This window comes from Sphingobium sp. FW306-1B-F04DB, assembly GCF_058781925.1.
On sequence record NZ_JBYSXE010000007.1, the window covers coordinates 17,421 to 30,369 of the forward strand.

At 66.2% G+C, this 12,949-nt stretch carries 14 protein-coding genes; 8 read left to right on the top strand and 6 right to left on the bottom strand.

The window, feature by feature from the left end:
* Nucleotides 1–5: 5 nt before the first annotated feature.
* The 4 genes from pstA to AC3WJD_RS05640 form a co-directional block, all read right to left on the bottom strand.
* Complete coding sequence (pstA, locus tag AC3WJD_RS05625) at nt 6–1,301, bottom strand: phosphate ABC transporter permease PstA (RefSeq protein WP_492745309.1); 1,296 nt, start codon at nt 1,299–1,301, stop codon at nt 6–8.
* The gene (pstC, locus tag AC3WJD_RS05630) at nt 1,294–2,670 is read right to left on the bottom strand and encodes a phosphate ABC transporter permease subunit PstC (RefSeq protein ID WP_492745311.1); all 1,377 of its coding nucleotides are present in this window, start codon (nt 2,668–2,670) and stop codon (nt 1,294–1,296) included. The genes pstA and pstC overlap by 8 nt, the downstream gene beginning before the upstream one ends.
* A gap of 87 nt (nt 2,671–2,757) precedes the next feature.
* Nucleotides 2,758–3,804: a substrate-binding domain-containing protein gene (locus tag AC3WJD_RS05635; RefSeq protein ID WP_492745313.1), complete on the bottom strand. Its 1,047-nt coding sequence runs from the start codon at nt 3,802–3,804 to the stop codon at nt 2,758–2,760.
* 82 nt (nt 3,805–3,886) lie between these two features.
* Nucleotides 3,887–5,116, bottom strand: a complete 1,230-nt coding sequence (locus AC3WJD_RS05640) for an ATP-binding protein (protein ID WP_492745315.1) — start codon at nt 5,114–5,116, stop codon at nt 3,887–3,889.
* Between the two features lie 142 nt (nt 5,117–5,258).
* On the opposite strand from AC3WJD_RS05640, the gene AC3WJD_RS05645 reads away from it, so the two are divergent.
* Genes AC3WJD_RS05645 through AC3WJD_RS05660 form a run of 4 tightly spaced genes read left to right on the top strand, consistent with a single transcriptional unit; the run spans nt 5,259 to nt 7,816 of the window.
* Entirely contained in the window at nt 5,259–5,663 is a 405-nt protein-coding gene (locus AC3WJD_RS05645) for a hypothetical protein (protein ID WP_492745317.1), read from the top strand.
* A 10-nt stretch (nt 5,664–5,673) separates the two neighbouring features.
* The gene (locus tag AC3WJD_RS05650; RefSeq protein WP_492745319.1) at nt 5,674–5,952 is read left to right on the top strand and encodes an HPr-rel-A system PqqD family peptide chaperone; all 279 of its coding nucleotides are present in this window, start codon (nt 5,674–5,676) and stop codon (nt 5,950–5,952) included.
* Nucleotides 5,949–6,815 (top strand): HprK-related kinase A, encoded by an 867-nt coding sequence (locus AC3WJD_RS05655; RefSeq protein ID WP_492745321.1) that lies wholly within the window; start codon nt 5,949–5,951, stop codon nt 6,813–6,815. Before AC3WJD_RS05650 ends, AC3WJD_RS05655 begins: the two co-directional genes overlap by 4 nt.
* Nucleotides 6,812–7,816 (top strand): nucleotidyltransferase domain-containing protein, encoded by a 1,005-nt coding sequence (locus AC3WJD_RS05660; RefSeq protein ID WP_492745322.1) that lies wholly within the window; start codon nt 6,812–6,814, stop codon nt 7,814–7,816. Before AC3WJD_RS05655 ends, AC3WJD_RS05660 begins: the two co-directional genes overlap by 4 nt.
* A 5-nt stretch (nt 7,817–7,821) precedes the next feature.
* On the opposite strand, the gene AC3WJD_RS05665 is transcribed toward AC3WJD_RS05660, so the two are convergent.
* Nucleotides 7,822–8,496: an HAD family hydrolase gene (locus AC3WJD_RS05665; RefSeq protein ID WP_492745324.1), complete on the bottom strand. Its 675-nt coding sequence runs from the start codon at nt 8,494–8,496 to the stop codon at nt 7,822–7,824.
* 203 nt (nt 8,497–8,699) lie between these two features.
* Here AC3WJD_RS05665 and glmU point away from each other — a divergent pair, with 203 nt between their 5' ends.
* Genes glmU through glmS form a run of 4 tightly spaced genes read left to right on the top strand, consistent with a single transcriptional unit; the run spans nt 8,700 to nt 12,507 of the window.
* Entirely contained in the window at nt 8,700–10,058 is a 1,359-nt protein-coding gene (glmU, locus tag AC3WJD_RS05670; protein WP_492745326.1) for a bifunctional UDP-N-acetylglucosamine diphosphorylase/glucosamine-1-phosphate N-acetyltransferase GlmU, read from the top strand.
* A gap of 30 nt (nt 10,059–10,088) precedes the next feature.
* Entirely contained in the window at nt 10,089–10,307 is a 219-nt protein-coding gene (locus AC3WJD_RS05675; protein WP_492745328.1) for a ribbon-helix-helix protein, CopG family, read from the top strand.
* Nucleotides 10,304–10,669: a type II toxin-antitoxin system VapC family toxin gene (locus AC3WJD_RS05680; protein WP_492745330.1), complete on the top strand. Its 366-nt coding sequence runs from the start codon at nt 10,304–10,306 to the stop codon at nt 10,667–10,669. The genes AC3WJD_RS05675 and AC3WJD_RS05680 overlap by 4 nt, the downstream gene beginning before the upstream one ends.
* Before the next feature lie 14 nt (nt 10,670–10,683).
* A complete protein-coding gene (gene glmS, locus AC3WJD_RS05685; RefSeq protein WP_492745332.1) occupies nt 10,684–12,507 on the top strand; it encodes a glutamine--fructose-6-phosphate transaminase (isomerizing) in 1,824 nt (607 codons plus the stop codon).
* 87 nt (nt 12,508–12,594) lie between these two features.
* Here the strand turns inward: glmS and AC3WJD_RS05690 are convergent, their stop codons facing one another.
* On the bottom strand, nt 12,595–12,945 hold the full coding sequence (locus tag AC3WJD_RS05690; RefSeq protein WP_492745333.1) for a hypothetical protein: 351 nt from the start codon (nt 12,943–12,945) through the stop codon (nt 12,595–12,597).
* Between the last annotated feature and the right edge of the window lie 4 nt (nt 12,946–12,949).

A 12,949-nucleotide genomic window follows, 5' to 3' on the forward strand; every position in this document is an offset into this window, starting at 1 on the left:
TTCCATTACCAGCGCTGTTCGAACTTGTTGCGGAGATAGATTGCAAGCCCGTTCATCGTGAGCAGGAAGACGAGCAGCACGATGATCGCGGACGAGGTTTTTTCGACGAAGCCGCGGCTCACCTCGTCCGACCAGAGGAAGATCTGGACTGGCAGGACGGTCGCCGGATCGGTGATGCCCCCGGGCGGCGTCGCGATGAAGGCGCGCATCCCGATCATCAGCAATGGCGCGGTCTCGCCCAGCGCGCGCGCCATGCCGATGATCGTGCCCGTCAGGATACCGGGCAGTGCGAGCGGGAGCACATGGTGGAACACGACCTGCACGGGGCTTGCACCGATGCCGAGCGCGGCGTCGCGGATCGAGGGCGGCACCGACTTGATCGCGTTGCGCCCCGCGATGACGATGACGGGCATGGTCATCAGCGCCAGCGTCATGCCGCCGACCAGAGCGGCCGAGCGCGGCAGGTGCGCGAAGTTGAGGAACACCGCGAGGCCCAGAAGGCCGAAGATGATCGAGGGCACCGCGGCGAGATTGTTGATCGACACCTCGATCAGGTCGGTCCAGCGGTTGCGCGTCGCATATTCCTCCAGATAGACCGCGGCGAGCACGCCCACGGGGAAAGCGAGCAGCAGCGTCACCAGCATCGTCAGCAGCGAGCCCTTGAGCGCCCCCCAGATGCCGACGCGCGTGGGATCGGTCGAATCCGCCGCGCTGAAGAAGCTTATGTTGAAACCCGTGCTGACGCGACCCTCGCCGTCGAGCTTCCGATAGATCGCCTCTGCCTCGGGTTCGCCCTTGCCCTTGGCGGCCAGGTCGATCGTGGTTGCCGCGGGCACCGCGATGTCGACCCTGCGCGACAGCACCGACGGATCGTCCTTGATCGCATCGCGGACCTTGAGCCAGGCGCTGTCGGAAATGTAGCGCGCGCCATCGGGACCGAAGGCCGCCACCGCAGCAGCGGAGGTCGCGCCTTCGATATTGGCGCCGGCGAGCACCGCATCGGCGCTCGGGCCCTTGAGCGTGGCGGGATCGAGGATCATCGCCGCGCGCGGAAAGTCCACGGGCAGGCGGATTTCGGTCTGGGTGAAACCGCGCACGCCGTTGCCGAGCATCGTGATCAGCAGGAAGGCGAGGAACGCGACCGAGATCAGCACCGCGCCCAGTCCCATCAGCCGGAAACGGCGTTCGGCGGCATAGCGCTTCGCGATGCGGCGTTGCATCGCGTCGGTCTTCCAGTCAGTCGGCTTGCGAGCCGCCCGGGCGGCGGGGAAGGGAGCCTCTGCGACCATGGCCTTACTCATATGCTTCCCGGTACTTCTTGACGACGCGCAGTGCGACGATGTTGAGCAGCAGCGTGACGATGAACAGGACGAGGCCGAGCGCAAAGGCGGCAAGCGTCTTGGCGCTGTCGAACTCTTGGTCGCCCGTCAGCAGCTGGACGATCTGGGTGGTGACGGTGGTCACCGAGGCGAAAGGGTTGGCGGTCATGTTGGCAGCAAGGCCTGCCGCCATCACCACGATCATGGTTTCGCCGATCGCGCGGCTGACCGCGAGCAGCACGCCGCCGACCACGCCGGGCAGCGCTGCCGGGAGCAGCACCTTGCGGATCGTCTCCGACGGGGTCGCGCCCATCGCGAGCGAGCCGTCGCGCATCGACTGCGGCACCGCGGCGATCGAATCGTCGGCCATCGAGGAAACGAAGGGGATGATCATCACCCCCATCACCGCGCCCGCGGCGAGCGCGGATTCGGACGAGGCGCCGCTGATCCCGATCATGACCGCGAAATCGCGGAGCGCGGGCGCGATGGTGAGCGCGGCGAAATAGCCATAGACCACGGTTGGCACGCCCGCCAGGATCTCGAGGATCGGCTTCATCCAGCTGCGTGTGCGCGGCTTGGCATATTGCGTCAGGTAGATCGCGCTCATCAGCCCCAGCGGGATGGCGACGAGCATCGCGATGATCGCGCCGATGAAGATCGTGCCCCAGAAGAGCGGGATCGCGCCGAACGACCCCGACGACGCGGGCAGGTTGGATGCGGGCGGGCTCCATTTGGTGCCGAACAGGAATTCGATCGGCGAAACCATTGAGAAGAAGCGCACCGATTCGAAGAGCAGCGAAGCGACGATGCCGATCGTTGTGAGGATCGCGACGAGCGAGGCGAGCAGCAGCGTGCCCATCACCAGCCGCTCGACACGGGTTCGCGCGCGGAAATCGGGCTTGATCCGCGTAAAGGCATAGGCCCCGCCCGCAAAGGCGAGGATCATCGCGAGCACGCTGCCGATGATGCCGTATTTGGTGATCGCCGCGGAATAGGCGGGCGCGAGCGCGTTGGACTGCGGATTGAAGGCGGCCTGGACAGCCCCCGTCGCGAGCGCGCGCGCTTCGGACAGGACCGCGGCGCGTTCCATGCCAAAGGCGGGCAGGTCCGCGGCGGCGGGCGTCGCGAGTACAGACTGGGTGATGAGCCCCGGCGACACCGAAGCCCAGACGGCCAGAAACAGCAAGGCGGGCAGTGCGGTCCAAAGCCCAACATACCAGCCATGATAGGCGGGCAGCGAATGCGGTCGACCAGCTCCCGTGCCCGCAAAGCGCGACGCACGCATGCGCGCCGTCACCCAGGCGATGAGCCCCAGTCCCAGCACGAGAAACAGGAGTGCGAGTGTGGACACTGGTGGTCTTGCGCCTTTCGTTCGTGTCGCCGTCAAACAAGCGGCCGGGCGAGAGGCAAAACCTCCTCGCCCGGCCGCATTAGGGTCTTAGTGCAGGTCAGCGCCGTTCATGAAGGTCAGCTTGCTTGCGACCTCGGCGTTGGCGGCGCGTACCGCATCGGGCGACGCGATCAGCCCGCGCTTGGCGAGATAGCCATCCGGATTCCAGGCCGAAGCATATTCGCTGATGAACTCCTTGAGCCCCGGAATGGCGTTCAGATGTCCGCCCTTCACATAGATGTAGAGCGCACGCGCGCCGGGATAGGAGAAGTCGGCGATCGTCGCATAGGTCGGCGCGATATTGTTGATCTTCACGCCCTGCACGGCGTTCAGGTTTTCCTCAAGGAAGCTGTAGCCGAGCACGCCGATCGCGTTGGGGTTGGCGGCCAGCTTCTGGACGATCAGGTTATCGTTCTCGCCCGAGTCGATATAGGCGCCGTCCTCGCGGACCTTGGTGCAGATGTCCTTGTGCTTGTCGGCGTCCTTGTCCTTGAGCGCCTTCATCTCGGGGTTCGCGTTGCAACCCTTTTCGAGGATCAGCTCGGCGAGCGAGTCGCGCGTGCCCGAGGTCGAGGGCGGGCCATAAACCTGGATCGCGATCGCGGGCAGCGCCGGGTTCACGTCCTTCCACGTCTTGGCGGTATTGGGCTTGCCATAGGGATTGGCCGCGAGCGCCTTGTAGATGTCCTCGGTGGTCAGCGCCATCTTGGGGCCGTTCTTGGCCTCGATCAGCGCGAGGCCGTCAATGCCCACCTGGATCTCAACGATGTCCTTGACGCCATTCTTCTGGCAATCGTCGAATTCCGACTTCTTCATGCGGCGCGAGGCGTTCTCGATATCGGGATGGTTGGCGCCGACGCCCGCGCAGAACAGCTTCATGCCTGCGCCGGTGCCGGTCGATTCGACCACGGCCGCCTTGAAGCTCGGGTTCTTGGTCACGAACTGTTCGGCCACTGCGGTCGTGAACGGATAGACCGTCGACGAACCCACGACCTTGATCTGGTCGCGCGCGCCCGAAGCGCCCGTGCCGGCCTGGTCGCCGCATGCAGCAAGCGCGAGCGCCGAAACGGCGATGAAAGCAAAATTCTTCAACATAAGGATCTCCCCTGCCGCATGGGTCTCGCGGCTTGGCGCCGCCCCTAGCAGTGCGTGATTGGGCTTTTGTTGCAGTTGTGTGTCAGTTTGATGACAGCATGCCCGGGGCGACGGGAAGATTGACGGTTACGGTCGTGCCCTTGCCCTGAATGCTTGCAATATCAAGCTTTCCGCGATGCCGTTCGACGATGTGCTTGACGATCGAGAGCCCCAGGCCGGTGCCGCCCATGGCGCGGCTGCGCCCCGAATCGACGCGGTAGAAGCGCTCGGTGAGTCGCGGCAGGTGCTCGGCGGCGATTCCCTCGCCCTCATCCTCGACCGACAGGCGCACCATCGAATCGCCATTACGCGACATCGCGATGCGGATCGGCGTGCCCGCGCGGCCATATTTGATCGCGTTGCCGACGATATTGTGGACAAGCTGCGACAATTGGGCGCGATCGCCCGCCACGGGCGGGACACCCGCGTCGATGGTGATCAGCAGATCGCGGTCGCGGCCGTCGGGGCCGTCCTTGACCACGCGATTGACGTCGCCGATCAGCGTGGCGAGATCGACCGCGTCGTCGGGCGCGCGGTGCTTGTCCGCCTCGATGCGCGACAGCGAAATGAGGTCGTCGACGAGCGTCTGCATGCGCCGCGCCTCCTTCATCATCACGCCGAGGAAGCGGTCGCGCGTCCCTTCGTCGCCGCCGGCCTCGGGATCGCCCAGCGTTTCGATGAAACCCAGGATCGCGGCGAGCGGCGTACGCAGCTCGTGGCTGGCATTGGCGACGAAATCGACGCGCATCCGCTCGGCCGCATGCGCAACGCTGCGATCGACGAGATGGACGAGGCGGCGCCCGTCGCCCAGTTCGGCGACGTGCATCAGCCAGCGCTGCTCGCGCGCGCCGAGGCCGACCAGTTCGATCCCGCCATCGGAACTGCCGCGAAAGTTGCGCGCCAGATGCTCGGCGGCGGCAGGGTGCCGGATCGCGGTGCGGATATCCTCGCCGACGATATGCCGGCCCAGCAACGCGATCGCCGAGTCGTTGGCGTTGACGACGCGCCCGTCGCGCACCAGCAGCACGGGATCGGTCAGCGCCTCGAGCACCGCCGCCATGGTCCGCGCCGAATCCGCGTCGCTGCCGACCACGGCGGGAGGGTTCTCGCGGACATCGGACAGCGGATAGATCGCGAGCAGCACCGCGCCGATCCCGCCGAGCAGGAATATGAGCACCGCCTCGAGCGTCGCGCCCAAAGCGATGCCGACCAGCGCGGCGATGCCGACGATGACGACTGCGGCAACGGTCCACGCGGAATCAATGGCCTTCATGCGGCGCCTCATAACCGATTTACTGACCATTGCATGACAGAATTGCAGGTCTGGCATCGCGGGCGCTGCATTGATGGTTAATCGCGTCGCCCCGCGAAGGGTTTACGAATATGTAAGCGCGTTCGGGTAAAAAGGGCGTCATATGAGCAGGATCGACAAGAAAACCGGCGGCACGTCGGGCATCGCCACGCGACGCCAGGCGCTGATGCTGGGCGCGGTGACCGCATCGGCGGTGGTCTCGATCCGTCCCGCGCTCGCGCAGGCGACCGGCTCGGTGCTCAATTGCGAAATTCCGGTGCCCGAGGCTGGCCGTGCGGGCCACTATATCGGCGCCGATGGCAGCCTCGTGCCGCGCGACACCCCCGGCGCGTTTCCGCCAAGCCCGCGGCCCTTTCGGGGCGAGGATGTCAAGGCCGCGCTCCACGGGCGCTCGCTGCCCGGCACGACGATGGAGCAGAGCCAAGCCTATACCAACTATATCCGGCGCCTCCAGCACGGCATGAGCGGCTTCACCTGCTACGCCTCGCTCCAGAATCCGCGGGGTTGATGCCCTTGCCATGCCAGGCCCCGTCTATCGCGCCGACCCGGCCCGCCACCGGCGCCACCTGACGCTCGACGCGCTTGACCTGATCTATCACTGCCCGTCGGGCATCACGCACATCGTCGCCGAACCCGTGCCGCAGATCCTTGCCGTGCTCGGGCAGGGGCCGGCGGATGTGGTGGAAATCGTCCGACGCCTCGCATCGCATCACGACATCGATGTCGCCCAGGCGGCGCCGGTCGTAGACGCGCGGATGCAGGAACTCGAGGCTGCCGGCCTCGTCGCACGCGCATGAGGCATCGTTTCGACGTCCGCATCGGGCCCGTCGGCTTCCGCATCGGTTCGGCATGGAAGCAGCCGGTCGATGCGCTCGCGGCGCTTTATGCCGGTTATCCCGCGTCCGAAAGTGGCATCGCCGATTTCACGGTGCGGCTGGAGCCCGAGCGACCCTGGCGGCGCTGGCTGCGTCCCGCGATCGCGATCCGCGGCGACTATACGCTGCCCGACGCAGCGCCGCTGTCGCTGGCGCACGGATTGCTCGCCGCGGAGATGGGGATGAACCTGCAGATGGCGCTGGGCCAGCGGCGCTATCTGCTGCTCCACGCCTCGGCGGTCGAGCGCGACGGCCGCGCGCTTTTGATGACGGGGCATTCGGGGGCGGGCAAGTCGACGCTCGCGGCGCTGCTGGGCGAGCGCGGCTGGCGCCTGATGGGCGACGAGTTCGCGCTGCTCGATCCCGAAACGGGCCTGATCCATGCCTTTCCCCGGCTCATCAGCCTCAAGAATGGCGCGATCGCGCAGATGCAGGCTGAGGCCGCCGCCGAGCGCTTCGGGCCGCTGCTCGCTGGCACGCCCAAGGGTGCCATTCGCCATTTGCGGCCCAATGCGCGGGCGGTTGCCGAAATGGGCGTGCCCGCGCGCCCCGCGCTGATCCTGTTCCCGCGCTATGGCTTCGATCTGGCCGATCGGCCGATGGGGGGGAGCGAGGTGTTCGTCCGGCTGACCCAGGCGTCGACCAACTATGTCGCGATGGGCGAGCGCGGTTTTGCGGCACTGTCCGGGCTGGTGCAGCGCCTGCCCGCGCGCGCGATCGATTATCCCGACAGTGCCGCGGCGATGGGGCTGGTCGAGATGCTCTGGGCGGAGCTCGCGCGATGAGCGATGCCATGCCGCTCGTCCGCGCGTTGCGCGATCCGGCGTCGGTCGGCGCGCTCGACGCGCAGGGCTGGACCGCGCTGATCGCGGTCGCGCGCGCCGAGCAGCTGATCGGCACGCTCGCGCACCGGCTGGACGGTCTGCCCATGCCCGAGGCAGCGGCGCGGATATTGGCGGATGCACGGCTCTCCGCCGAGCATTGGCGCCGATCGGCCTTGTGGGAGGCCGAAGCCGCGCGCCGCGCGCTCGCCCCGCTCGATTGCCCAGTCATATTGCTCAAGGGCACCGCCTTTGCCGCCGCCGGCCTCGACGCGGGCACGGGGCGCGCGATCGGCGATCTCGACATTCTCGTGCCGCGCGCGCGGCTCGACGAGATTGAATCCGCGCTGCTCGCGGCGGGCTGGGAGTGGGTCAAGCCCGACGCCTATGACGACGCCTATTACCGCCGCTGGATGCATGAGCTCCCGCCGCTCATCCACCGCGAGCGCGACCGCATGATCGACGTGCACCACACGATCCTGCCATTGACCGCGCGGATCACGCCCGATGCGGAGGCGCTGATCACCGACAGCCGGGCGCTTGAAAACGGGCTGCACGTGCTTTGTCCCGAGGACATGATCTGCCATGCGGTGATCCACCTGTTTGCGGATGGCGATCTCGCGGGGGGACTCAGGAATCTGTGGGATATCGACCGACTGCTTCGCGAATGCCGCGACGATTCCGAGGTCTGGGAGGCGCTGCCGCGTCGTGCCGCGCATCACGGCGTTGCGCGTGAATTCGCGCGTGCGATGCGCCTGGCGGAGCGCATCTACGGCTCGCCCGTGCCCGTTGCGAGCGGGCAGCACGCGACCGATTCACTCTATCTGCGCCGGCTGCTCGCGCGTGATGGTTGGGGCAGGGAGTCGCGCAAGGCTTTGCGGCTGGCCTTCTATGTCCGGTCGCACTGGCTGCGTATGCCGCCGCTGATGCTCGCCAGGCACTTGCTGTCCAAGGCGACGCGCTGAACCTGTTATCGGCCGAGGCGCGCCAGCGTCGGGATCAGGTCGTCATAGTGGTCGATCACTCCATCTGCGCCGAGTTCCTCGACAGGCTGGGTCAGGAACCCGAAGGAGACCGCGACCGAGGGGATTCCAGCATTGCGCGCGGCCATGATGTCGTAGATCGAATCGCCGACGAATGCTGCGCGGCCGCCGCCCGCGCGCGCGATCATCTCGTGGATGGGCGCGGCGCTTGGCTTGGCATTGCCCTTGCCCATCGTGTCGCCGCCGATCACGGCGGCAAAGCGCTCGCTCAGGCCTAGTTCGCCGAGGAGCTTTTTCGCGAAACGCTCGAACTTGTTGGTGCAGACCCCAAGACGCACATCCATCGCAGCGAGTTGGTCGAGCGCGTCGACCATGCCGGGGAAGGGCACGGTGCCGTTGGTCAGATTGTCTTCATAGAAGGCGAGCAGCACCCCGTAGAGCCGCTTCATCTCCTCCTCGGGGCAACCGCCGGTCCCTTCGAGCCCGCGTTCGAGCATCTTCTTGGCGCCCCCGCCGATCATCGGCTTCACCGCCTCGCGCGAAAGCAGCGGCCGGCCCGCCTCCGCAAGCGCATGATTGACCGCGTCGGTGAGGTCGCTGCTGGTGTCGAGGAGCGTGCCGTCGAGGTCGAAGCCGATCACGGCAAAGGGAAAATCGCGCATGCGGTGCTCCTGGAGCCTGATCGGTTGAGGTGGAAGCGCTATGCGCTTTCACCGAAAAGCGTGAATCAGGCTTTATGCAAAGAGTTGAGACCTTGATCGTTTCAGGCTGATTCAGCCTGAAACGATCAAGGTCTTGCCGTCTGGGGGATGGTGTTGGCAAGCGGGACGTGGCAATGCGCGCACAGTTTCGACAGGGAGCCAGCATGAGTCAGCCGCCGATCGCAGCCATTGTCCTAGCCGCAGGGCAGGGGACGCGGATGAAGTCGGATCTGCACAAGGTGCTCCATCCGATCGCCGGTCATCCGATGCTGCACCATCTGCTCGCCAGCGTCGACCGGCTGCATCCCGCCGAGAAGGTGGTCGTCGTCGGCGCCGGCCGCGAACAGGTCGAGGCCTCGCTCGCCGGACGCGGCGCGAAGATCGCGGTGCAGGCGGAACAGCTCGGCACCGGCCATGCGGTGCAGCAGGCCGAGGAAGCGCTGCAGGAATTTTCGGGCGACGTGCTCATCCTCTATGGTGATGTCCCGCTGGTGAGCGCCGACACGATGCGTCGCCTGCTCGCCCGCCTCAACGCGCCTGACGCGCCCGCCACGGTCGTCCTCGGCTTTCGCCCGGTGAATGCGGCCGCCTATGGTCGCATCGTCGCCGATGCCGACGGGGCCATCTCGAAAATGGTCGAGTTCAAGGATGCGACGCCCGAGGAGCGCGCGGAGACGTTGTGCAATTCGGGGCTGCTCGCGGTGCGTGCCGCCGATCTCTTCGCGCTGCTCGCCCGCGTCGGCAACAGCAACGCCGCCAGGGAATATTATCTGCCCGATATTGTCATGCTCGCCGCCGCCGATGGTCGCCAGAGCGCGGTGATCGAGGCGGACGCTTCGGAAGTGGCAGGCGTCAACAGCCGCGCCGAGCTTGCGGCGGTGGAGGCCGAGTGGCAGCGCCGCCGCCGCGCCGACGCGATGGCGGCGGGTGTAACGCTCACCGCGCCCGAGACGGTGTGGTTCGCGCACGACACCGTAATCGGCCGCGATGTGACGATCGCCCCCAATGTCGTCTTCGGCCCCGGCGTGCATGTGGCGGACAAGGTCACGATTCATGCCTTCAGCCATATCGAGGGTGCGACGATCGAAAGTGGCGCTGAAGTCGGGCCCTATGCGCGGCTGCGCCCCGGCGCGGTGCTGCGCGAGAAGTCCAAGGTCGGCAATTTCGTCGAAGTGAAGAAGGCCGAGCTCGGCGTCGGCGCCAAGGCCAATCACCTGACCTATCTGGGCGACGCCAGCATCGGTGCGGGCGCCAATATCGGCGCCGGCACCATCACCTGCAATTATGACGGCTATTTCAAGTACAGGACCGAGATCGGCGCGGGCGCGTTCATCGGATCGAACAGCGCGCTCGTTGCCCCTGTGAAGATCGGCGACGGCGCGATGGTGGGGGCGGGTTCCGTGGTGACGCGCGATGTCGAGGCCGACGCGCTTGCCGTCGCGCGCGGCCAGCAGGCGGCGCGGTCGGGCTGGGCAAAGCGCTTTCGCGAAATGATGATGACGAAGAAGGCCGCCAAACCTTGACATGATATCACGATATGATATCGCGATATCATGCGTATCCTGGCTGACCTGCCCGATGATGATGTGAAATGGCTCGACCAATTGGCAAGCGAGACGGGCAAGTCGCGCGCCGCGCTGTTGCGCGAGGCGGTTTCGGCCTATCGCCGCGAAGCCGGCGGGAACTGGATCGATCAGGCCTGCGGATTGTGGGCGAAGCACGGCCGGCGCGAAGACGGACTCTCCTATCAGCAGCGGATGCGTTCTGAATGAGGGATGCGCTGTTCGATACCAATATCCTCGTTGACGCGTTGAGCGGCGTCGAGCCTGCGCGGGTCGAACTCCAGCGTGTGCGCCGACCTTGGATCACCCGCGTCACCTGGGTAGAGGTCATGGCGGGCGCACCAGAAGCCGCGGCGCCCGGCACGGAGGCATTTCTCGGTCGTTTCTCGATCAGCGAGCTGACCGATGAAATCGCGCAGCGCGCGGCGGTGATCCAGCGTGATCGCCGGCTGAAGCTGCCCGATGCGATCCTCTGGGCGACGGCACAGGTCAGCGGGCGCATTCTCGTCACGCGCAACATCAAGGACTTTCCGGCGGTCATGCCGGGCATTCGTATCCCCTATCAGCTTTAAGGAAACACGGCAGCATGTGTGGCATTATCGGCATTCTGGGCACGGCGGATGTCTCGGACCGGCTGGTCGAGGGGCTGAGGCGGCTCGAATATCGCGGCTATGACTCGGCGGGGGTCTGCACGATCCATGACGGCGTGCTCGATCGCCGCCGCGCCGAGGGCAAGCTCAACAACCTTGCGCGCGAACTTTCAGCGGCGCCGCTGCCCGGCGTGATCGGGATCGCGCACACGCGCTGGGCGACGCACGGCGCGCCGACCACCAGCAACGCGCACCCGCACGCGACAGGCGAGGTGGCGCTGGTCCACAACGGCATCATCGAGAATTTCAAGCCGCTGCGCGAGGAACTCCAGGCGCGGGGCCGCAAGTTCGACAGCGAGACCGATACCGAGGTCGTCGCGCATCTCGTCAGCGAGCTCGTCGAGGCCGGCCAGTCTCCCAGGGACGCGGTGCAGGCGGTGCTGCCGCGGCTGCACGGTGCCTTCGCGCTCGCCATCCTGTTCCGCCAGCATCCCGACATGCTGATCGGCGCGCGATTGGGTTCGCCGCTCGTCGTCGGCTATGGCGAGGGCGAGACTTATCTCGGCTCGGACGCGCTCGCGCTTGCGCCGCTGACGCAGAAGATTGCCTATCTCGAGGAGGGCGACTGGGTCGTCATCACGCGCGAGGGCACGCAGATCTACGATCGCGACAACAACCCCGTTGAGCGCCCCGTCACGATCTCGGGTGTCACCGGCGCGCTGATCGACAAGGGCAATCACCGCCACTTCATGCAGAAGGAGATCTTCGAGCAACCCGTCGTGGTGGCGCAGACGCTGCAAAGCTATCTGCGCCCGCTCGAGGAGCAGGTGGCGCTGCCGCAGATGGACTTCGACCTTGGCGATATCCGCCGCGTGACCATCGTCGCGTGCGGGACGAGCTTCTATGCGGGCATGGTCGCCAAATACTGGTTCGAGCAGTTCGCGCGTATGCCCGTCGACATCGATGTCGCGTCCGAATTCCGCTATCGCCAGCCTGTGCTCGAGCCGGGCGGGCTCGCGCTATTCATCTCGCAGTCGGGCGAGACCGCCGACACGCTCGCGGCACTTCGTCACGCGCGTGCCGAGGGGCAGAAGATCGCGGTCGTCGTCAACGTCCCGACCAGTTCGATGGCGCGCGAGGCCGACCTCCTCCTTCCCACGCATGCGGGCCCCGAGATCGGCGTCGCCTCGACCAAGGCCTTCACCTGCCAGCTGGCGGTGCTCGCCGCGCTCGCCGCCAATCTCGCGCGCGCCCGCGGCAAGCTGTCCCCCGCCGAGGAGCGCGAGGTCGTCGCGCATCTGGCGGAAGCCCCAGCCGCCATGAACGAGGCGCTGGGCCATGACGGCGATATCGAGGCGATGGCGCATCTCGTCGCCCCCGCGCGCGACGTGCTCTATCTGGGGCGCGGCCCCGAATATCCAATGGCGCTCGAGGGTGCGCTCAAGCTCAAGGAAATCAGCTATATCCACGCCGAGGGCTATGCCGCGGGCGAGATGAAGCACGGCCCGATCGCGCTGATCGACGAGCATGTCCCCGTGATCGTGCTCGCACCCTCGGGGCCGCTGTTCGAAAAGACCGTCTCCAACATGCAGGAGGTGCAGGCGCGCGGCGGCAAGGTCATCCTGATCTCCGACGCCAAAGGCATCGCGCAGGCGGGCGAGGGGACGCTCGCGACGATCGAGATGCCCCAGGTGCACCCGCTGATCGCACCGCTCGTCTATGCGGTGCCCGTCCAGCTGCTCGCCTACCACGTCGCGGTTGCCAAGGGCACGGATGTTGATCAACCGCGCAATCTGGCCAAGTCGGTCACCGTGGAATGATGCCGCCATGCACATGAGTCATGTGTAGGCGAACAACGAAGTTTTCCGAGTAACAATGAAAACTTCCGATGCTGAGCGCGAGTGATATTAAAGTCTTTCGGTTGCGGTTGGCCCGGCCTCCGTTCGGCTCTGTGATGGCAATGTCCTCGACGGACAGCCTTCCAGCCACGCATTGATGGAGTCGTCGCCGAGGACACGGCGCATGCGCTCCTCATCTAAGCGCCGGGCTTCGGCAGCCAACGCTTGGGCTGCGGCGCAGTAAATTTGCCTGGCGCATGCACGTGGCTCGGCCAAACTGAGGTCGTGTCCGCGCTCGAGCAGATGGTCTGCCATGCGATGGGCCTCCCAATGGGCCCGCTTGCCGTCGTATGACGTGATAAGTTTGATCTCGTCGGCCGCCTTGCCGATCCATGACATAATGGTCTTGGTGTTAGTCATCGAA

Bases quoted from the DNA above. Each gene is read 5' to 3' on its own strand.
- AC3WJD_RS05690 (WP_492745333.1), bottom strand. From the start codon at position 12,945: ATGACTAACACCAAGACCATTATGTCATGGATCGGCAAGGCGGCCGAC.
- AC3WJD_RS05635 (WP_492745313.1), bottom strand. From the start codon at position 3,804: ATGTTGAAGAATTTTGCTTTCATCGCCGTTTCGGCGCTCGCGCTTGCT.
- AC3WJD_RS05660 (WP_492745322.1), top strand. From the start codon at position 6,812: ATGAGCGATGCCATGCCGCTCGTCCGCGCGTTGCGCGATCCGGCGTCG.
- glmU (WP_492745326.1), top strand. From the start codon at position 8,700: ATGAGTCAGCCGCCGATCGCAGCCATTGTCCTAGCCGCAGGGCAGGGG.
- AC3WJD_RS05665 (WP_492745324.1), bottom strand. From the start codon at position 8,496: ATGCGCGATTTTCCCTTTGCCGTGATCGGCTTCGACCTCGACGGCACG.
- glmS (WP_492745332.1), top strand. From the start codon at position 10,684: ATGTGTGGCATTATCGGCATTCTGGGCACGGCGGATGTCTCGGACCGG.
- AC3WJD_RS05680 (WP_492745330.1), top strand. From the start codon at position 10,304: ATGAGGGATGCGCTGTTCGATACCAATATCCTCGTTGACGCGTTGAGC.
- AC3WJD_RS05655 (WP_492745321.1), top strand. From the start codon at position 5,949: ATGAGGCATCGTTTCGACGTCCGCATCGGGCCCGTCGGCTTCCGCATC.
- AC3WJD_RS05675 (WP_492745328.1), top strand. From the start codon at position 10,089: ATGCGTATCCTGGCTGACCTGCCCGATGATGATGTGAAATGGCTCGAC.
- pstA (WP_492745309.1), bottom strand. From the start codon at position 1,301: ATGAGTAAGGCCATGGTCGCAGAGGCTCCCTTCCCCGCCGCCCGGGCG.
- AC3WJD_RS05640 (WP_492745315.1), bottom strand. From the start codon at position 5,116: ATGAAGGCCATTGATTCCGCGTGGACCGTTGCCGCAGTCGTCATCGTC.
- AC3WJD_RS05650 (WP_492745319.1), top strand. From the start codon at position 5,674: ATGCCAGGCCCCGTCTATCGCGCCGACCCGGCCCGCCACCGGCGCCAC.
- AC3WJD_RS05645 (WP_492745317.1), top strand. From the start codon at position 5,259: ATGAGCAGGATCGACAAGAAAACCGGCGGCACGTCGGGCATCGCCACG.